This window comes from Marivirga tractuosa DSM 4126 (assembly GCF_000183425.1).
GTDB lineage: Bacteria > Bacteroidota > Bacteroidia > Cytophagales > Cyclobacteriaceae > Marivirga > Marivirga tractuosa.
On record NC_014759.1, the window covers coordinates 1,427,671 to 1,447,071 of the forward strand.

Below are 19,401 nucleotides of genomic sequence, written 5' to 3' on the forward strand. Positions count from 1 at the left end.
TGCTAAGATTTAAGTTACCATATGGTCGTCCCTCTGGGACTTGTAATGAGGTATTATTAACATGTTATTTTTAAAAGGCTAATTTCAAAATCTACTGCCCTACAGCCCCAGAGGGGCTAACTTATGGTAACAATTGTACTAAACTGTTTATCAAAGCTCCAGAGGAGCGACCTTACAGCTTTTTAGTAGGGGAAATATAATCATTAGGCACAAAAAAAGCCGATTGGCGACCAATCAGCTTTACACTTCAGAATCTATAAATTATTTAAAATTATACTCTTCTGACACCAATGGCATTTAAGCCTTTTTTACCATCTGTAGTTTCAAAAGTAACTTTATCGTTTTTCTCGATATCGTCTTCCAAACCACTTACGTGAACGAAAATTTCGTTCTCTGTTTCGTCTTCAATGATAAATCCAAATCCTTTGTCTTCATTGAAGAACTTTACTGTTCCAGTACTCATAAAATAAATTGTTATTAATTATAAATTTGAAGCAATATACATTTTTTGATTTATTCTGTTACTATTGTTGGAAATTATTTTTATATGAAGGAATTATTTATTACTCGCCATGCCAAGTCAAGTTGGGATTATCCATATTTAAATGATTATGATAGACCATTAAATGATAGAGGAAAAAGAGACGCTCCGAAAATGGCGCAATGGCTTTCTTTACAAGCTAACAATGCAGATTTGATTATCACTAGCGGTGCTGAAAGAGCCAAAAATACTGCTCTAGCTCTTCAGACCGTGTTCAATGCTCCAATGAAAATTGATGACCAATTGTATCATGCGAGCAGATCGAAATTACTGAATATCATAAAGAAGACTGACAATAATATAAACTTCTTACTATTGGTAAGCCATAATCCTGGATTGAATGATTTAGCTGATTACTTGCTTTCTGGTTTTCCTGATAACATTCCTACCGGTGGGATTGTAAGTTTGAAATTGAATATAGAAAAATGGAGTGAAGTCTCGCCTAAGAATGCTTCACTAGAATTTTTTCAGTATCCTAAGAATCTATGACTATTTCAGAAGCTCTCATCTAGACAATTTGGATGCAGTAGACTTGTAGTAGTTAGTCTTTTGCAATTCTTTCAATTCATCATCTATCATATACTCAAAAACTTCGTCAAAACGTTCTATATAAGGCTCGTTCATACTATATCTAATATATTCCTTTGCTAACTTGAAATTCTCATTAGCCTTTTCATTACTATTAAGTTTTCTATAAATCAATCCTAATTGGTAATAGACTTCTGGAAATCGCTTTACTGATCCCATTGATTCTTCAAAATACAGTATCGCTTTGTCATATTCTTCCAGTTCTGAGTAACACCTTCCCATATAAAAGGAAATCAAAAAATTACCCTCAAATCCCAATTTTTCTTCCTCTAAATTTACGATTTCAAAGGTCTCAATTGCTTTTCGAAACTCATTCAGTTTATATAGAGCTTGTCCTTTTAGAAGGCCACAAGGTTCTCCCCAACACGAATTATAGGGATTATTTGTGATCTTTTCTATTAAATCTACATCTCTTACAACACCTTCATAATCTCTGTAGTAATATAGAAGGCTCCACGCTCTATATTGTAAAACATTCGCCTTACCATTTTCAATGTCAATTTCAGCTGCCTTGTTTAAAACTTCCATTGCCTTAATGTGCTCTCCAACTTTTTTATATGAATAAGAAAGTACTTGTCTTGTTTGCACATTATTAGGTTGTACTAATAAAGCAGAGTCTTTAAATCTTCTATGCAATTCTGAAGGTTGCAAAAAAGAGTTTGACATTTTATCATACCAATTTGCTAATTCTTCCTTTTTATCTTTATCTAATGACGAGAAATCTTTAGATGTTTTTTCATTACAACTAAAGGCTATCAATAGTATAGCAAAACTAATTATTCTCATATTTAAGGACATACATCTGTGATTTTGCCGTGGTCAAGCTTAAACATTAAAAAGGCATGAACATCTTTGTGGTTAAGCCATTCTATTTGTGATTCCGAAGGAGGGAAATCACTTAATTTACTTACTCTATTAATTATATGGCTTACAATTTCTTTCGAAAAGAATGCTTTTTCATATTTTCTATTCATTTGAATGAGACCAAAGTCACCTATATTTCCAAAACAGTTGATATTAAACTGAATGATTATATACCCTGATTTTATTTCGTTTTTAGGGAGATTATCATTTACATAGCTTGCTATAAATTCATTGCCCTTGCTGAATGTAACATCATCATAATAGTATTCTCCTTGGTATCCGTCATAACAATTAGAATATGGTGGAGTATTTTCAACTTGTAACATAAATTCATCAATACTAATGGAGTCCTTGTTAAAACTTATGCTTTTGGTATCTCTGGAAGAAAAATCTACTAATTCAATTTTTTGGGAATTACAGCCGGTAATCCGGTAAATGGGTTGTGGATTATCAATTCCCTTTTGAAAGGAGAGAAAGTAAATGTCATCTATTTCAAAAATATGATATGCTTTTGCTTCATATTCTGAAATTGTTTTTAAGCCTTGATAGTAATAATTTGTAATAATGCTTACACTATCATTTCTAAAATTGATTAATTGTTCAATATCTAAATCTTGGTTAGGATTACTATTCTCGTCCTCAATAACGTCATATTTCCAAATTGCATTCCTTAGCTCTTTTCTGATTTCCTGAAGGTCAAGTTTATTGGCACTTGCCAATTTTTGGAATTTAGCAGCATATCTTGGATTAGGTTGCCCATTTTTAAATGTTCTGAAATTTACAGTGTCTTGCAAATCAAAAACTACTAGGCTAGTATCGTTTCTATCTAATATTTTAAAATGCTTTTCATTAAAACTAATTTCTTCAGCTTCATTTATTGAATGCTTAGTTGTTTTATCAATACAAATTCCACTTTCATCAAAAAGAAAGAGTGTATCTTTTTTTTGTTTTATTAAATAGGGATAAGGAATCATTCGATCCGCTACTCTGTATGTTCCAAGGTAAATTTCAGAACTATTATTTTCTTTATCGCTACAACCCAGTAATATGGTTATACTGAAAAATATAAGGCTTAATCTCATTTAAATCTATATTTTAAAATCAATTTTGTGCTTTAAATGACTTCTTGTTTTCAAGGTCGCTGTTTTTCAATAGCCATTATATTAAAGAGAAAACTGTATGGACATGAACTTTGAATGGTTAAAAGCACTTTGCAACTATCCAAGATTAAAGATAGTCAAAGGCTAGAGTATTTTGTTCAACTTTAAAAATACCAAAACCATCATAGCATATGTTTGTACCTAGTATGGTGCGAGTTGAAAGATCAGATTATCTCGAAGTTGCAATGCCATGAGATTTGGTAAACCAAGCATGCGGTCAAAGAAGTATTGAATTGTTATATACAGCTTGTTTTGAATAAATTGGGAAAACCCATAAGCAGAATCCTGGAGTCAGACAAGAGATCCCCGATAACTTTAACCCCCGATTAGGAGGATGATTATTTATTCACTTCTGTTGTTTTAAACCGTTTGTTAACAAAACTGTATTCAAAATCATCTGAAATAGCAAAGCATTCGTAATCATTTTTTTCCAAATATGCGATAGTTTTCTCCAGCACTTTATGGCCGTTTTCCAAAAACCGTTCATGAAATTCAACTAATATTTGACCAAACTCTATCTTTTTGAAATCAATTGAGTTTAAAACCACAAATTCGCTACCTTCAATATCCATTTTCAAAATATCAACAAACTTGTGCCCATGATCCTCAGCGATACTTTCTATGGTTTTCATTTCAACCATTATTTCATCTTTATTCTCATTGTTCCAGTTAAAAACACCATAAGAAACGTCAAAGGTTTTGGGAATATACATTTTTTCAGTTCCATTTTTGTCGCTAATTCCTATAGGGTAAAAATGGAAATTTTTGGGAAGCCATTTTTTTTCTATCCACTTCACTGAAATAGGGGTAGGGTCAAAAGCATAGATTTCACATTTCTTGTATTTTCTCATGATTGCTTTATCAAATGAAATGTCTTTGCCCACTCCGCAAGAATAAACAATAACTTGCCCACTCTTTTTTAATATCTCCTGACGAACATAAAAACCACCGTATTTACTGCCAAACCATTGCTTGTATTTATCTCCTTCTAGTTTAAGTTTTATAAGATTATATTTTCTTTTTATTTGTCTTACTTTTCTTTTTAAGAATTTTATCATTTTGATTATGCTTTTTAAATAGTTGCTTTCCTCAACCCGGATTATCCAAGGCAAAGTTATGAATAATGACGATAATCAAATTGAAAATAATTGAATAAGACAGACATAGGATTAGATTGTAATGGACTGTGTTTGCTAACCAAAAAATTTTCATGGGACAAGGACCCTTAAACTTTTCTACCTAATGAAGTCCTATTCTCATATGGCGCACACTTGTCGTGTGCGCTATAAGCAAAATTAAATAAATTATTTCACCTCAAATCCTTCTTTATGCTCTTCTTTACCTAAAATGAATTTCAATTCATATTTCCCCTTAGAAATAAAATCATCTCCTATTTTACAGTTCCATTCAAAGCTTTGGTAGCCTGTGGACAATTTCTCTTCCCAGGAACTTAAGCTTTTACCTTCTTCATTCAGTACTTCAATTTTTACTTTACCATTTTTATTGGCATCAGAATAAAGCGCTATCTCCATTTTCGGCAAATACTCTTTTGAATAAGGATGAGATTTTTCTCCCCAGTTTTTGCTGAAACGGATATCGTCAAGATCAAAAGTCACTAATTTATTCTCTTTATTTTGGGCAATTTCATGTAATGGCTGTACATCCGTAACATAAATACTTCTCCCGTGTGTGGCCACAACTAAATCCAAATCTCTTGGGTGTACTATCAGATCGTAAGTTGCTACATTTGGGATAGCTCCCATGTGTTGCCAGTTTTCTCCATCATTAAAGCTGGTGTATAATCCATGGTCCGTACCGATGTAAAGTAATCCAGCGACTTTTGGATCTTCATAAATTACGTTAACCGACTCTTGAGGTAAATCACCTGCAATTGATGTCCAATTTTTACCAAAATCAGTGCTTTTATAGACGTAATTATCAAAATTATCATTTCTATAGCCTGTCATAGATAGATAAACCGTGGCTTCATCATGTTCTGAAGGATGAATACTGCTTACCCATAAATCTGCAGGAAGATTGTTATTGATTTTTTGGATACTCTGTCCTTCTTTCATTAACCAAACATTGCCATCATCGGTACCTACATAAACAATCCCGAACTTCAATGGTGATTCTGCAATTTCTGTAATAGTAGCAAAAGGGACATTTCCTTCTTTGGCACCATTGGTTAAATCACCAGTCAATGCAGTCCAGCTATCCCCTTGATTTAAGCTTCTGTAAACTTTCTGAGCACCAATGTATATAATATCAGGATTATGCTGACTCATGACCACTGGTGTTCTCCAATTAAATCTTAATCGATCCTCTCCTATATTATGCTTAGGCGTGATATATTGCCTTTTACCGCTTTCTCTATTAATTCTAAAATAGTTCCCAAACTGAAAGCCCACATAAACAATATCTGAATTTCTAGGGTCAGCACTTACAAACATACCATCACCACCGAATATACTTTCCCATCTTCCTCTTACATTAGGCACGGTACGAGAACTTCCCACCATGGTTCCGTTATCCTGCAAGCCTCCATAAATATTGTATGGTTTTTCCATATCTACATTTACAGTATAAAATTGTCCTACTGACATGCTGTTTTTATGATCCCAAGTAGCTCCACCATCATAAGTGATGTAAAGTCCACCATCATTACCCAACATAATGTGCTCTTCATCTTCAGGATTAATCCACATCGCATGATGATCCACATGCACATCACCAATTGAGTCTGTTCTGTTAAAGGTTTTACCACCATCTCTGGAAACTACAATCGGTACGCCCATCACATAAATAATCTCAGGATTTTGAGTCGCCACTCTAATTTCACCAAAATAATAGCCATAAGTGTAATAAACTCCAGACAGATCATAATCATGTGTTTTTTGCCAAGTAGCTCCCCTATCAGTTGATTTATAAATTACAGAACCCTTAACATCTGTGTCAAATAATGCCTGATTGGCATCACCTAAATAATCGCTTAAGGCTTTCGGTTTATAAGCACCAGATTCGATATCTTTTTTGACATTTACAGCATTATACTTTTCAGGAAAACTATTATCTTTCAAATACTGATCTAAATCTTCATTGTTTAATTTAAGAAAATCCTTCACCGACATTTCCAAAAAATCAGCTGGGGCTAATCCCTCCTGCTCTTCTTTTTCTTTTTTAGTTTCCTTTTGATAATCAATTAAAGCATATAAAATATCTGGGTTAGATTGAGAAATATCCAAACCAATTCTTCCAGTAAATTCATCATCTTCCATTCCATTCATAGATAGACTCCAGTTCTCACCGCCATCTGTTGACATATAGATTCCTGAACCTTTCCCATTTCCAACAAAATCCCAAGCATATCTTTTGCGTTCCCACATGCTAGCCCATATTAGATTAGGATTTTCCGGATGGATGATTAAATCAATTGCTCCGGTTTTATCATCTATATACAATGTCTTTTCCCATGATTCTCCGCCATCTGTGGTTTTGTAAACCCCTCTTTCTTCATTATCAGAATACAAACCTCCCATTGAAGCTACCCAAACAGTATTAGGATCTTCAGGGTGAACTACAATTCTCCCAATATGCTGACTGCTAGGTAAGCCAATATGCTCCCAATTCTTGCCTTTATCAGTAGATTTATAAATACCAGAACCTGCATAACTACTTCTACTGGAATTATTCTCTCCCGTTCCAACATATAGAATGTTTTCATCACTTGGAGCTAGTGCTATATCTCCCAAAGTAAGTGCGCCCACATTATCAAAAATAGGCTCGAAGCTGATTCCATTATTTTTTGTATGAAACAGACCACCCGAAGCATAGGCTATATAAAATTCTTTGATGTTATTTTGATTTACCGCAATATCGACAATGCGAGCTCCTTGAATAACAGGGCCAACATTTCTAGAGGGATAATTCTTCAAAACCGAAGATTCAGCTAGTTTTTTTCTATTTTCAATTCCTTCCAAGATGGATTTTGCATCGGTTGGTTGAACCTGACTCATCAAGCTAAAAGGTAAAAGCAGTAGTAAAGTGAATGCAAATAATATTCGTGTCATAGTAAAGAGATTTTTATCTATGACGAATATCGAAAATTTATTGGAATTATATCACTTAAAATATATAATCGGGGTAAATCGTGGATAATTTGAAACTTAATTCACTTTTTTAAAATAGACTCTTACCTGTGGGGCATTATTGTCATTTTGCTTTTCGTACCAAAGGGTATTGTTGGCAATATTAAATGTAATAAATGATTCCCCCTGATCTTTCTGATCAAAAAAATCAACTTTTGTTAAAGAACTATTTGTTTCCCAATAACCCACATTCTGATCCCCTGTTTCATTACCATTATAGAACCTTCCGTTGTCAGCAAGCAAAATCCACCTATTTGGGAAAGCATATTTATCTGAATTATCGTAACCATTAACGGTCACTTTATCAATTACCCATTTTCCGATCAAGGCATTTTCCTCATTTATTTTCACTTTAGGCAGTTTCTTCTTTCTATTTAATGTTATATTGAAATGATTATTCTTATCGCTTAAAAATACCAATTCATCAGAGGCTTTTACATTCCATTTTTTGATATCATCAAAAGGGCTACCATCCATCATAATTAACTCATTTTGGTCTGAATGTATCATCCAAGCTTTTTCACTAACAGAATCGAGCAAACCAACTTGATAAGTCCCTTCCTCATTAAAAACAAGATAGCGAGTATTTTGATCCAAGTAATCATGAATCATTTCATGCCCATTTGCTTTCACGGAAGCAACATACCACTTTCCCATTAGCATCTCAGGGGGAGTGGAATATTCACAGCCTGCAATAAAAATAATGGTAATAGTAAAAATTACACTGTTAAAACTCTTCACGCTTTAATACATTTTAAATCCCAATTTTATCTTTTGATAAATCTTTTTATATAAACTTCATTATCGTCTCCCAATATCTTCAAATAATACGTTCCTGAAGACAACTCTTTAACATTTAGCTTATACTCTTTTTTCAACTCTTTTTGATCTATCGAATAATTTGCAATTACCTTCCCGTATTTGTCAATGATATTGATCAAACAAATTGGCGAATTAATTGATTCAAAATTTAGATTAAATTGATGTCTTACTGGATTTGGATACAATTTAATTTCTTTACTAAGAAATTCTTCAGTAGACAAAAATACGTTAGGAATTCCTGTACCCAATAATCTAACATCAAACTCGCTATTATTAGATGCGTTTGATACAATTTTCAATTGCCCACTATAAACACTTTCCTGTGTTGGCATAAAAAACACTTCTAAAGTATCTATTTCTTGTGCTTCAATTTCGAAACTTGTTCTATTGACAAGAAAGCCTGTTGGTACCATTACATCTTGGATTTGAAGAGTTTCTAATCCTGGATTCTCTAGTGGAAGTTTTAAAGTATCATACACATCCACCATAACTTCACCAAAATCGTATTCAGTAATACTCGATTGAATTAAGGAAACTGGTTGATCTGAGACATAAACAATTGAAGGACTATTTTCTGCATTATGAAATATCTCAATAAATTCTGCATCACCCAAATTGTTTTTCATCTGAACCAATATTTCATTTGATTCACCAGGCGCTATATCGCCCTGCCAATCCGCAGATAATCCAGCTGAGGTTTCAATATTAGAAATATTCAGCCCCACTTCTCCTATATTGCTAACAATTATTGAAAAGTATCCAGTGTCATTTTCTACTTCAATATTTTGCTCGGTTGACAAAATTGGCTTTTGATCTTCATTTTTTATATAAAAATTGTGTGATAATACTTGCTGAGATTCATAAACTACTTGATATGTCCATTTCCCAGTAGGTAATGAGTTGTTAATAGATCGTGTATAATACCAATAGGAGGAAGCATAATTACTCTCAAATTCTTTTTCCCATTCATCAAATATTTCACCACCTGGACTTAGTAACCTATGATAAAGTACATCTCCAACTGTTTGATCAGACAAATAGCTTGCAAGAAAAATATTTTGTCCTGGAGAAAAATTAATTTCTGCATTATACTGCTCTTCACTTACACAACCATAAGGAATTGGGGCATCAATATGGGTCATTATTTTTAATACTCTAGGATCTTTGTACGGTTTCTGATTTCTCCACCAAGAGGTAGAAGTTGATGGATTGCAGGGACCTACATAGGGATCAATAAGTTCATCATCCGAATTATATAGCTCAAAATGCAAATGTGGCCCCGTAGAGGATCCTGAACTTCCCATCACACCCAGAAATTCTCCAGTAGAAACTGTTTCACCTACTTCTTTCTCAGTCAGAGAGTTTTTCTTCAAATGCCCATACCAGGCAGTTGAACCATCTTCATGTAACACATAAACAGCATTCCAACTTTCAGAATTACTAAAGTCACAATTCAAATCATAGTTACTCCCGGCTTTATAAATAATTACCCCAGCAACTGCAGCAACAATCACTACTTGATTATTATCCATTTTCATCCAAGGAAATGGAGCCGCAAAAATATCCACTCCAGCATGATTATATCCGCTTGGTAAATCATATGAGACGGTTCCACAATTGTAGTCTAGAATTTGGTCTGGATAAGCCTCATTATGATCAACAAAATTGGATATCCCATAATAATCAGGCTCGTTAAAGTTAATATTCTGGGCAACTGGCCATTCTAGTAAAATATGATCGTCTGGATAATTTTCTTTTTTAATGTCTAAAATTCCGTTCGAGATTAGGGAATCTTTAATGTACTGCGTTTCAGCAAAATATTTTTTATGTAAATTTTCCTGATTACAAATAAATTTACTCTGTATATAATTTCCTGAATCAACCGATGAAATATTTTGACTAAATACATTGAAAGTAAGAAAAAGAAGTGCGAGGCTTAGTAGTTTTTGATGCATCTGTTCTTGTTTATATAAAAATACATATTGAAATACACAAGAGCAACAACTAGCTTACATTTTAGCTATGGAAATCAAAATCTCACCATCATCTGCACTTTCACTTCAGATCTTTTATCCCCTTCAATCTTTTCATTACCAGTTCCAACTGTAAACCGATCTACATATCGAAACTGAGCATATCTCGCCCATATTTGGAGCTTTTTTGAGAATTTATACTGTAATAATGCATAAGAGCGACTTCCTGTATACTGATAAGCTGGAATTGAAAATGCATATAAAACATCTTTTTCATAAACATACTGTCGATTTTCGAAATTGTCCGTGTCAAAAATGGAATAGCGTGTGCTCAATCGGAATCTTCCAAAGTCAAAATTAATGTCTTGGATTAATGCCATGCCATTTGAATAATCGCCATCAAATAGAAATTCACTGAACTGGGCTCTGGTTTTTAAAGACACTATTCCTTTCGGGCGGACATCTAAATTTAGGATATAATTTCTCTTTTCTGCATTAGTCAATCCATATAAATTTGGGTTAGCATCCATTGCCACATTTCTCTCTTTATTTTCTACTCTAGCTTGTGCATACAATTTTATCTGTCTGTTAAAACTGTAAGCTACTCTTCCTAAAAATTCATTACCTTTTGATGGTCCATCAGCCCTAAACCTTAACCAAGGGAAATTAAAGCGGTCGTAATATCCTGAAAAAGTCAGCTTTTTAAATGGCTGGAATTTCATCCCCCAATAGACTCCATTTTCATTAATATTTCGGGTGCTTTCACCAAATGCTGTTCCATAAAATGTATGGAAATCCCTGTCATAATTTCTGACAACAAAACTGGTCTGCAAACTTGGAGTAATGGAAGCGATAAACCCACCTATTGCACCAACCCCACCGGATGTGCTTACCGCTCCCTCCCCGAACAAATGGAAATTACGCCAATAATAATTAGCAAATAAACCGTAATTCTGATTTTGGGTACCTCCAAATTCAAATTGATTATATTTATTAGGTTGACGGAAAAAGGGTCTATCGTAAATGGTATGAATATAATTTAAGCCAATATTGAGATTCTCTCTTTTAGTATTGAACAATAAGTTTCCTCCAAAATTTTGTGCTTCGATTGCATTTTTTCCTGCTATTTCTGACTCAGTTCTATGGAAACCTGTAAGCCTGATGGAAGAAAAAAATTCTTCCGCGCTTTGAGCAGAATCCAGCTGTACATTTCCATTGATCGGATTGTAGCTATAGAAAGTTGTTAAATCCAGATAATCATTTAACTCAAGTGTAGTCGCAAACCCTCTAAAAAAGTTGGTTTCCAAAACGGAGGTATAAGGAAGCACCCCCAAATTACTTCTTCTTGCAGTAGCAACAGTTTGACTTCCCTTCCCGATGGCAAAACCTGCTCCAAATAACAAAGATTGCCCAAATTGCAACTGATAATCTCCTAAAACTATATTTTTTAGTCTCCCCTGATTTTCCAATTGTGCATGAAAAGACCAAAAATCCATACCATATTGGTCCTTGGTTGGATCCCATTTAAACTGTTCACCAGCATCTTTTTCTGTGGTGAATCCTATGCTAAAATCATCGGTATGCTTTACTCTAAAGCGAGTGTAAAGCCTGTACGGATCTCCCAAATACTGCCTTTCTCTTTCATCGGAAGAAACATAGCCACGCTTTTCTTCCAAAGTCCTATCTGATCTAATGATCAAATAGTTATTCTCTTCATTTAAAATCCTTTGTAGTAAAGGGCGATTATCAGCTTGCAAACCAGTCTCTCGCACAGAAACAAATGGAAGAATTTCATAAATGGTTTTGAGGTCAAACTCAGAAATAGCTTGTAATTCGTAAATACTTAACAAATCACCATTCTTGGCCCTATGATCTAAAAATTCACTGATTTGGATATTCGAAAGCAACAGCAATGATTGTAAATCTTGGCGATTGGCTTTGTTTAAGTCTATTGGAGATTGATAGAGTTGAAATAAGGCTTCGTATATATCTTCATAATTAGTGTTTTCATCCTGGACAGAGAAATTACTTTCTATAAAATCTTCCAGATCAAGTTCTTGATCCTGTGCAAAAGAATGAAAAGACATTACTGTAGTACAAATTAAAAACAACACTATGGACAAACACACCCTCATCTGTTCTTAATTCTATATTGCATTGAAATACTATGAGAGAACCCCATTTCCGCATGATTACTTAAAGCATAATCCCATTGAATACTTAAACACTTAAATCCCAGACCATAAAACGACTGAAATGAGCCACTATTCACACCTGTTCTAAGATAAAACTTCTCTAGAAAATTGTACTCTGCACCTAATTTAAGCAGGGCAGGTCTTACAATATCTTTCTCTATTTCTGCATTCAGCATAAAATAATTTCTTGGTCGGTAAGAAACACCAAGTTTCAAAAGTGTGGGTACTCCATGCTCAGCTTCAACATTTAGGCTTGATTGAGTAATATTTAAGGCTTGTGCCCCCACTAATAGTTGGGGAGTTATGGAAGCAATTCCCCCAAAATCAATGGACAAAGTTTCTTGAGTCCCAAAATCTTGGACTTGATATTGAAGATAATTAAGCCTACCTCCTAATTTGATAATGCCAAGCTTTGTAGCATATCCAAGGGCAATTTTATGTTCGTTATAGATCTCGTCACCAAAGCGAAAAACACTTAATGAAGCATATCCAAAGGGCAATTTAGCAGTCAAACCCGCTGCCATTAAATCCATTCCCAGCATACCAAATCGGTTTTCATAAGTGGCCCCTACCTCAAAACTTTCAGTATTTGTTATTCCAGCAGTGTTTTGAAATGAAGCCCAATAGCCATCCATGGTGACAGCGGCATCGCCCAACCCAATTACCCGACTCGATACAGGCGAATAAATAGATTGTGCATTAATTTGAAAAGCGAAAAGCAATAAAATGGGGAGTATTTGGTTGAATAATTTCATGCAGATTATTAAATTATAAACCCTTAGCACCTAAATTAGCTTAGATCCATAAAGAAATCGAAAGTGAAAAATTATAAAAAATATTGGATATGCGCAATTATATTAACAAGCTTTCATTATCATCTCCTGGCACAAATTGATTCACTATTATATGAAACTGGTGAATTAAAAGCTGTCGGAAATCGGCAAAATGGGATTAAAGAAGGAGAGTGGAAATTTTATTATCCCAATGGCGAAATAAACTCAATTGAAAATTACGAAAAAGGAGAATTGCAAGGGGTTATAAAGAGCTTTTATCCAAGCGGACAAATAACTTCAGAAGAGCACTGGACTAAAGGAAATCTCCAAGGAATATCCATTTACTATTATAAAAATGGTCAGGTGGAAAAAACAGGAAATTACTTGAATAGCAGCTATCATGGGCAGTGGGAATTTTTCTACAAAAATGGAAAACTTCGACACATCGGGAATTATGACAAAGGTATTCCCAATGGACCTTGGCAATTTTTCAATAAATCAGGTCAAATCATTCAAGCAGGTGATTACAAAAATGGAAATGAGGAAGGGATTTGGCAATATTTTGATGACAAAGGTCGAAAAACGTATGAAGGCCAATATGAAAATGGAGAAAGAATAGGAGATTGGTATTATTTCAATCGATTTGGAAAAAAGAAAAAAGTGGATAAATCAGAATTAGATTAAATTCCAGACTTCACATTGATAAAAAAGCCTGTTTCATTTAAAGCGTTTATTGAATATTCTAATCTAAGAACTGCATCATAGTACGTGACAAGATCTATACCAGCTCCATAACTATAAATATATCGATTTGATAATAACGGACTAATAGTTGTAGGACTAGTCTCTGGCAAGTTATTTTGAACATAACCTTGATCAAAAAACACTTTGAAATAGGCTGCTATCGGTACTTTTCTAAATTGCTTTAAGGGCATTAACTTTCCTAAATTAGCTTCAACTGAAAATATTTCTTTTTTCAGTTCTATTTTATTCACAGCATAATGTTGCCCCTGTATAACATAGAGTTCATAGCCTTTCAATAAATTATTTCCAAATCCCAATCCATTCATATTAAAATAAGGCTGAAATCTTGGATAACTAGTATAGCCAGAAAATGAGGATGCAATACTAAAATTATATTTTAGAGGTTTGTAATATGCTACTAAAGCCTGTGCGGATCCTTGATCTATGTCGTTAAATACCCCTAATCCTATTTTAGATAGCCTAGCGTCAATCAAGAAACCTTTTAAAGGATAATTATTTCTATCTCGGAAATCCCTCCTAAAAATGTAAGTCAGTCCAATAAAATCTTGTTCCATGTCTCTGTTTTGTCCTAAATAATCTTCATTGAACTGTAGCACTTCCTCAAGAATGGTGGTTCTTGAATAAGTCAGTCGCATGGTATGCGTATTATAATAGGACTCTCGATAATTGAAAAAAACATTGCTTGTTAATGTATTTGAAATTATTTTTCTACTATTATCATCTCCAAAAATACTATCAGCATCAATAAATAATCTTTTGTTCTCAACATTGGTGAAGTCTATTTGATCAAGTTCACTGTACGAAAAACTAAGCCCCATCCCGAAGGTTTGTTCTTTATTTAGATATGGAATGTTGTATCCAAATGCAAAACGTCTTTTAAATCCAAACTGAGCCATAGCGGATAGTTTTTCATTAAGCCCCCTTACATTAAATTGATCAAACTTAAAGCCATATTCAAAGCGATCAGTTGCGCCATCCTGATTAAAAAGCCAGTCACTAAAATTCCTGTCTGCCAGTTTAAAAATCACACTTGGCCATATATACCATCTTTCTTCCACAAAGAAGATCACATTCACACTGTTATCAGATTTGTCTGCAAATTCTATTTCAGCTTTTACGGTATTAAACAGGCCTGTATTAAATATTTTATTTTCATCTAATTTGATGAGCTCTTGTAATTCCTTAAACGTATAACTAACATTGGTTTCTAAATCGATTTCTCTGGTAATAATTCTTTTTTTAGTTTTTTTATTACCCTTGATTTGAATATTTTCCAAGAAAAGAATTCGATTTTGCAGACTATCAGCAGGACTGTTAATAACTTCTATTTTTCCTAAATCTTTGTCAATAGAAACCTGACTATAGGCACCAAACGTAGCAAACAGAAAAAAAAGAATACAAATAGCCATACTAAATGACGTATTTCTATTTATCCTGTGATTTATGACGCTATATCTGTTAAGATTTCTGATTTTATGAATAATTTTAAATACTAAAAAATCTATTTTGAAAAGACTCAATAAAGAAAAACTTACAAAAACCATACGAAAAGTTGCCATCTGGCCCGTATTATTTTATCAGTATGGTATTTCACCTCTCTTCCCAGCTTCATGCCGATTCACCCCTACCTGTTCAGAATATACCAAACAGGCAATTTTAAAATATGGTTTGCTAAAAGGTTCGAAATTATCAGCTAAACGGATTTCTAAATGTCATCCTTGGGGTGGATCGGGCTATGATCCAGTTCCTTAAATTCTTTTCTCAGCCCTAATTGACTGAACGATAAAATAAATACCTGCCAACACTAATGGGATGCTTAGCCACTGCCCCATATTTAATGCTAGTCCGTCTTCAAAAGCAACCTGATTTTCTTTTATGAACTCATATAGAAACCTTAAACCAAAACATGCGATCAGGAAGATACCAAAAAGTCTACCATCTGCCAATCCACTTCTATTTTTATTCCACAAATAAAACAAAAGCAAAAATATAAAAACACACGAAATTGCTTCGTATAATTGAGCAGCGTGTCTTGGAACACCATTTCCATAGGTTGTGGCATAAATAAAGCCACCTTTTTCGTTATATTCAAATTTGGTATTGCTTGAAAACTCAATATGCTGACTAATGGTTGATTCTTGCAATTTACTCAGCATTTGCGTTTCTGTAAATCTCTTAACATCTTCCAATTTGTTCTTATCATTAAAAGATACAGTCAACTTAACAGGATATTCAAAGTCACCTTCAGGCATACTTTCTAACGTAGCAGAAGATTTCGCTCTTTCCACCTCTACCTCTTCTATTGCAGTAGTTAGGTAGTTTAATCGAAGCTCTACCTCACGACCAAACACGACACCATAGGCTTTATCGGTTGGTTCTCCTATAATTTCTGAATTCATGAAATTACCAGTTCTAATTAAAGCACCCGTAATTGCCACCACAATCACTATTCTATCCAATATCCATAAATAACTTATGTCATTATATTTTTTTGCAAATAAATAAAGTGCTATAAGAATTCCAGCAGCCCCACCATGACTAGCTAGCCCGCCTTCCCAAACTTTTAAAATATCGATAGGATTGCTGAGGTATCGTGCTGGTTCATAAAATAAAACATGACCTAATCTGGCCCCTATAATTACAGCCAACACCATGTACAAGGTTAGCACCTCAACCTGTCTCTCTTTTTTACCTTCTTTTTTGAAGATGTGAAACATCACCTGCTGTGAGATGATGAAGCCCAAGGCAAAAAGTAAACCGTACCACCTTAATTCAGTAAATCCCAAATCCACAATATAAGGTTTGGGTGACCACACTATATAGCTAAGCATATTCAATTTTCGTTTTGCACAAAATTAGGGTAAAAACAATAATCTCAATGATTTATTCTGTTTTTTCCAATTCTTCCAGTTCTTCCTTGAATGATGATGACAAGATTGGGAATCTACACCAGGTTTTTGGATCGACATTATAATCATCTAAATGAAAAGAAACCGCAATTCTTTCCCTTTTCCATTGATTTCGAGACCAAAGTTTAAAAAATTTATGAATGGAAGGCTTTAATATATTCTGATTTTCTTCCCATGAAGTTTTTAGCTCATTATAAATCTCTACTGGAGAAAATCTTTCTCTGATGGCTAATTCCTCAATTTTTTGCAATAAAGGATAAGGCATTAAATCGGTTTCATCTGATTGAGCCTGATCTTCAGGTCTTAACTCTGCAGTAGGTTGCAGGCTATTGACATAACTTAAACTTTTATATCCCAAGTTATTTTCAGCCCATCTAAGCCATTGAATAATAAAAGGTTTGTCAATGGCCGCTATCGGGGCTATACTTCCACTAGTATCACCATCCATTGTGGTATAACCAACACTACCTTCACTTCTATTCGAAGTAGTGAGCAGCAAAGCATTTTTGATGTTAGCCAATATCCAAATAATGGGAGAACGTGCTCTCGCTTGTATATTTTGGAGAGCAATATCATCTTGATCCCAATTTAACTTTCTACCTATATTTTCTGATACCTTCTGAGTGTATCCTTTTACTTCGTCATCAATATTCCAATGGTAGAATATTGCTCCAATTTCGTTTGCTAGTTTCTTAGCGGACTCAAAGGTAGAATAACCAGAGTTTTCTGTACTTTGATAAGCAGTAGTTAGAAGACGATTGGCAATGGTCTTCCGGCAATCTTGCTCAGTTTTCAACGTTTCAAACCAGTCTGCTTTATTAATTTTTTTGAGAAATTGCTCCAAACCTAATTCCTCAATTCCCAAACGAATCATTTCAGCCACTAAAACAGCTGAAGTGGATGAATCTGCACCTCCGCTTAATGAAAGTATAAAACCATTACTATAGCTTTTCCTTAAATAATCAAATAAAGCTAAACTTACGGCCTTTCTAAATTCTTGGTTTGGTTTGGATTCAAAACTTTCTGCAATTTTTGAATGTTCTTTTTGAGTATCCCAAATACCTAACTGATAATTTCTAAAGGATAATAATTCATTTCTGAATTTTAGTTCTCCATTTTTAGCAATAATCAATTCGCCATCGTAGATCATTCTACCAGCCTCATTCCCCAGTAAATTGGCATAAATGTAAGTACAGTCATAGTTTTGCGAGCTGCTAACGACCAAATCTTGCCTACTTAACGATTTATCGATAGCAAAATGGCTTGCAGATGGATTCAAAATTAAATTCACCCCTCTTTTGCACAATCTATTAGCGGGACGGTCTTCTCTCCAAGCATCTTCACAAATTTCAAAACCAATTTTATACTCTTCAAAGTCAATTACATAATCCCCAATCAGAATATTAGTACCCTTAATATTAATTTCAGATTTCTTTCCAACCTCCCAAGCGGTAAACCACCGTGGCTCATAATGAACGCCATCATTAGCTAAATTTTGTTTAGGAATGATGTATTGAATTTCTCTGTTTTTGCAAAATGCGACACAGTTATACATCTTACCTTCAAACTTTACCGGCAAGCCAGCAGTAAAAGCAAATTTAGGTGCGAAAGGAAGAATCTTTTCTGTTAAAGTTTTAAAAGCTTTTTGCCACATCCACTCACTTAAAAACACATCCTCGCAACCATAGCCACAAATGCTCAACTCCGGAAAGCACAGTAGTTCAACACCCATTTCATCAGCATCATGTAATGCTTGTAAAACATTATGAGCATTTCCAGCCCAATCCATTGGGATCTGATTAAGAGTTGCACCTGCAATTTTCATGTGTATAAGTAAATTTTAAATTCGTGAACTCAATTATAAGTGGTAACTACGAATTTTTCTTTTCATTGTATTGAATGAATAGCTATTATTTTGCAATTAATTAAATCAGATTCAATTTACGGCAAGCTTTAAAGGCAGCATTTTGTTCTGCTTTCTTTTTGTTCAACCCAGCACCTTTCGAAATTTTTTCACTATTCACAAAAATAGCGGCTCTAAATTCTTTTTTGCTTCCTTCTTGCTTTTGGTCTTCGATATCAAACCTGATTGATTTATTCTCTTTCTGAGACCACTCAATTAAAATACTTTTATAATTGGTATTGTTTTCAATGATTTCATCTAAATCAAAATGAGGTATTAATAATTTATTGATAATGAACTTCTGGCAATATTTATATCCTCGATCAATATAAACAGCTCCAATAAAAGCTTCCATCATATCCCCGTATATAGATTTGAAATGATAACGGCTTCTGGAAAAATCAGATTCCAGCATTTGACTAATTCCGATTTTTTTAGCTAAAAGACTTAAAGATTCCCTATTGACAATTCGCGAACGAATTTCCGTCAGAAATCCTTCATCTTTGAAAGGATATTTTTTGAAAAGGTAATCAGCTACAACGGCACCAAGAATTGCATCTCCCAGATATTCTAATCTTTCGTTTGAAGCCCTAAATCCATTAGGGAGGGTCTTAGCCACACTAGAATGTTGTGTAACTAATCGAAATAATTCTAAACGAAAAGGCTTGTAGCCCACAATAGATTTAACTGCAGCTACAAGCCTTTTGTCTTTATTTGATAATTTTTTGAAGGAAGTGAAAAATCGCCTAACCAAAGTCGG

The 19,401-nt window shown here is 34.0% G+C and carries 16 protein-coding genes; 3 read left to right on the forward strand and 13 right to left on the reverse strand.

What is annotated here, in order from left to right; translation table 11 throughout:
- Window positions 1–271 precede the first annotated feature (271 nt).
- Window positions 272–463, reverse strand: a complete 192-nt coding sequence (locus FTRAC_RS05805) for a cold-shock protein (protein ID WP_013453300.1) — start codon at window positions 461–463, stop codon at window positions 272–274.
- 84 nt (window positions 464–547) lie between these two features.
- On the opposite strand from FTRAC_RS05805, the gene FTRAC_RS05810 reads away from it, so the two are divergent.
- Window positions 548–1,030, forward strand: a complete 483-nt coding sequence (locus tag FTRAC_RS05810; protein WP_013453301.1) for a SixA phosphatase family protein — start codon at window positions 548–550, stop codon at window positions 1,028–1,030.
- Between the two features lie 15 nt (window positions 1,031–1,045).
- Here FTRAC_RS05810 and FTRAC_RS05815 read toward each other — a convergent pair whose 3' ends face one another.
- The 8 genes from FTRAC_RS05815 to FTRAC_RS05850 form a co-directional block, all read right to left on the reverse strand.
- Window positions 1,046–1,915, reverse strand: coding sequence for a tetratricopeptide repeat protein (locus FTRAC_RS05815; RefSeq protein ID WP_185094437.1), 870 nt, complete (start codon window positions 1,913–1,915; stop codon window positions 1,046–1,048).
- 2 nt (window positions 1,916–1,917) lie between these two features.
- Entirely contained in the window at window positions 1,918–3,075 is a 1,158-nt protein-coding gene (locus FTRAC_RS05820) for a hypothetical protein (RefSeq protein WP_013453303.1), read from the reverse strand.
- A gap of 416 nt (window positions 3,076–3,491) precedes the next feature.
- A complete protein-coding gene (locus tag FTRAC_RS05825) occupies window positions 3,492–4,211 on the reverse strand; it encodes an FkbM family methyltransferase (protein ID WP_013453304.1) in 720 nt (239 codons plus the stop codon).
- Between the two features lie 246 nt (window positions 4,212–4,457).
- Complete coding sequence (locus FTRAC_RS05830) at window positions 4,458–7,223, reverse strand: WD40/YVTN/BNR-like repeat-containing protein (protein ID WP_013453305.1); 2,766 nt, start codon at window positions 7,221–7,223, stop codon at window positions 4,458–4,460.
- 96 nt (window positions 7,224–7,319) lie between these two features.
- Window positions 7,320–8,042 (reverse strand): hypothetical protein, encoded by a 723-nt coding sequence (locus FTRAC_RS05835; protein ID WP_013453306.1) that lies wholly within the window; start codon window positions 8,040–8,042, stop codon window positions 7,320–7,322.
- A 26-nt stretch (window positions 8,043–8,068) separates the two neighbouring features.
- On the reverse strand, window positions 8,069–10,078 hold the full coding sequence (locus FTRAC_RS19195; protein WP_013453307.1) for a peptidoglycan DD-metalloendopeptidase family protein: 2,010 nt from the start codon (window positions 10,076–10,078) through the stop codon (window positions 8,069–8,071).
- A gap of 74 nt (window positions 10,079–10,152) precedes the next feature.
- Window positions 10,153–12,183, reverse strand: a complete 2,031-nt coding sequence (locus tag FTRAC_RS05845) for a helix-hairpin-helix domain-containing protein (protein ID WP_185094438.1) — start codon at window positions 12,181–12,183, stop codon at window positions 10,153–10,155.
- Between the two features lie 44 nt (window positions 12,184–12,227).
- Entirely contained in the window at window positions 12,228–13,046 is an 819-nt protein-coding gene (locus tag FTRAC_RS05850) for a PorV/PorQ family protein (RefSeq protein WP_013453309.1), read from the reverse strand.
- A gap of 63 nt (window positions 13,047–13,109) precedes the next feature.
- Between FTRAC_RS05850 and FTRAC_RS05855 the strand changes: the two genes are divergently transcribed.
- Window positions 13,110–13,748, forward strand: coding sequence for a toxin-antitoxin system YwqK family antitoxin (locus tag FTRAC_RS05855; RefSeq protein WP_013453310.1), 639 nt, complete (start codon window positions 13,110–13,112; stop codon window positions 13,746–13,748).
- Here the strand turns inward: FTRAC_RS05855 and FTRAC_RS05860 are convergent.
- Window positions 13,745–15,238, reverse strand: a complete 1,494-nt coding sequence (locus tag FTRAC_RS05860; protein WP_013453311.1) for a BamA/TamA family outer membrane protein — start codon at window positions 15,236–15,238, stop codon at window positions 13,745–13,747. The genes FTRAC_RS05855 and FTRAC_RS05860 overlap by 4 nt on opposite strands.
- 97 nt (window positions 15,239–15,335) lie before the next feature.
- On the opposite strand from FTRAC_RS05860, the gene yidD reads away from it, so the two are divergent.
- On the forward strand, window positions 15,336–15,581 hold the full coding sequence (gene yidD / locus FTRAC_RS05865) for a membrane protein insertion efficiency factor YidD (RefSeq protein WP_013453312.1): 246 nt from the start codon (window positions 15,336–15,338) through the stop codon (window positions 15,579–15,581).
- Here the strand turns inward: yidD and lgt are convergent.
- The 3 genes from lgt to rnc all read right to left on the reverse strand — a co-directional run bounded on the left by lgt (window position 15,578) and on the right by rnc (window position 19,395).
- Window positions 15,578–16,660, reverse strand: coding sequence for a prolipoprotein diacylglyceryl transferase (gene lgt / locus FTRAC_RS05870; RefSeq protein WP_013453313.1), 1,083 nt, complete (start codon window positions 16,658–16,660; stop codon window positions 15,578–15,580). The two genes, yidD and lgt, sit on opposite strands and share 4 nt — an antisense overlap.
- A gap of 52 nt (window positions 16,661–16,712) precedes the next feature.
- On the reverse strand, window positions 16,713–18,563 hold the full coding sequence (gene nadE / locus FTRAC_RS05875; RefSeq protein ID WP_013453314.1) for an NAD(+) synthase: 1,851 nt from the start codon (window positions 18,561–18,563) through the stop codon (window positions 16,713–16,715).
- A 100-nt stretch (window positions 18,564–18,663) separates the two neighbouring features.
- Window positions 18,664–19,395 (reverse strand): ribonuclease III, encoded by a 732-nt coding sequence (gene rnc, locus FTRAC_RS05880; protein WP_013453315.1) that lies wholly within the window; start codon window positions 19,393–19,395, stop codon window positions 18,664–18,666.
- Window positions 19,396–19,401: the final 6 nt, after the last annotated feature.

What these genes read in the sequence shown, in the direction of transcription:
- FTRAC_RS05805 (WP_013453300.1), bottom strand. Translation starts at nt 463, where the DNA reads ATGAGTACTGGAACAGTAAAGTTCTTCAATGAAGACAAAGGATTTGGA.
- FTRAC_RS05810 (WP_013453301.1), top strand. Translation starts at nt 548, where the DNA reads ATGAAGGAATTATTTATTACTCGCCATGCCAAGTCAAGTTGGGATTAT.
- FTRAC_RS05815 (WP_185094437.1), bottom strand. Translation starts at nt 1,915, where the DNA reads ATGAGAATAATTAGTTTTGCTATACTATTGATAGCCTTTAGTTGTAAT.
- FTRAC_RS05820 (WP_013453303.1), bottom strand. Translation starts at nt 3,075, where the DNA reads ATGAGATTAAGCCTTATATTTTTCAGTATAACCATATTACTGGGTTGT.
- FTRAC_RS05825 (WP_013453304.1), bottom strand. Translation starts at nt 4,211, where the DNA reads ATGATAAAATTCTTAAAAAGAAAAGTAAGACAAATAAAAAGAAAATAT.
- FTRAC_RS05830 (WP_013453305.1), bottom strand. Translation starts at nt 7,223, where the DNA reads ATGACACGAATATTATTTGCATTCACTTTACTACTGCTTTTACCTTTT.
- FTRAC_RS19195 (WP_013453307.1), bottom strand. Translation starts at nt 10,078, where the DNA reads ATGCATCAAAAACTACTAAGCCTCGCACTTCTTTTTCTTACTTTCAAT.
- FTRAC_RS05845 (WP_185094438.1), bottom strand. Translation starts at nt 12,183, where the DNA reads ATGTCTTTTCATTCTTTTGCACAGGATCAAGAACTTGATCTGGAAGAT.
- FTRAC_RS05850 (WP_013453309.1), bottom strand. Translation starts at nt 13,046, where the DNA reads ATGAAATTATTCAACCAAATACTCCCCATTTTATTGCTTTTCGCTTTT.
- FTRAC_RS05860 (WP_013453311.1), bottom strand. Translation starts at nt 15,238, where the DNA reads ATGGCTATTTGTATTCTTTTTTTTCTGTTTGCTACGTTTGGTGCCTAT.
- lgt (WP_013453313.1), bottom strand. Translation starts at nt 16,660, where the DNA reads ATGCTTAGCTATATAGTGTGGTCACCCAAACCTTATATTGTGGATTTG.
- nadE (WP_013453314.1), bottom strand. Translation starts at nt 18,563, where the DNA reads ATGAAAATTGCAGGTGCAACTCTTAATCAGATCCCAATGGATTGGGCT.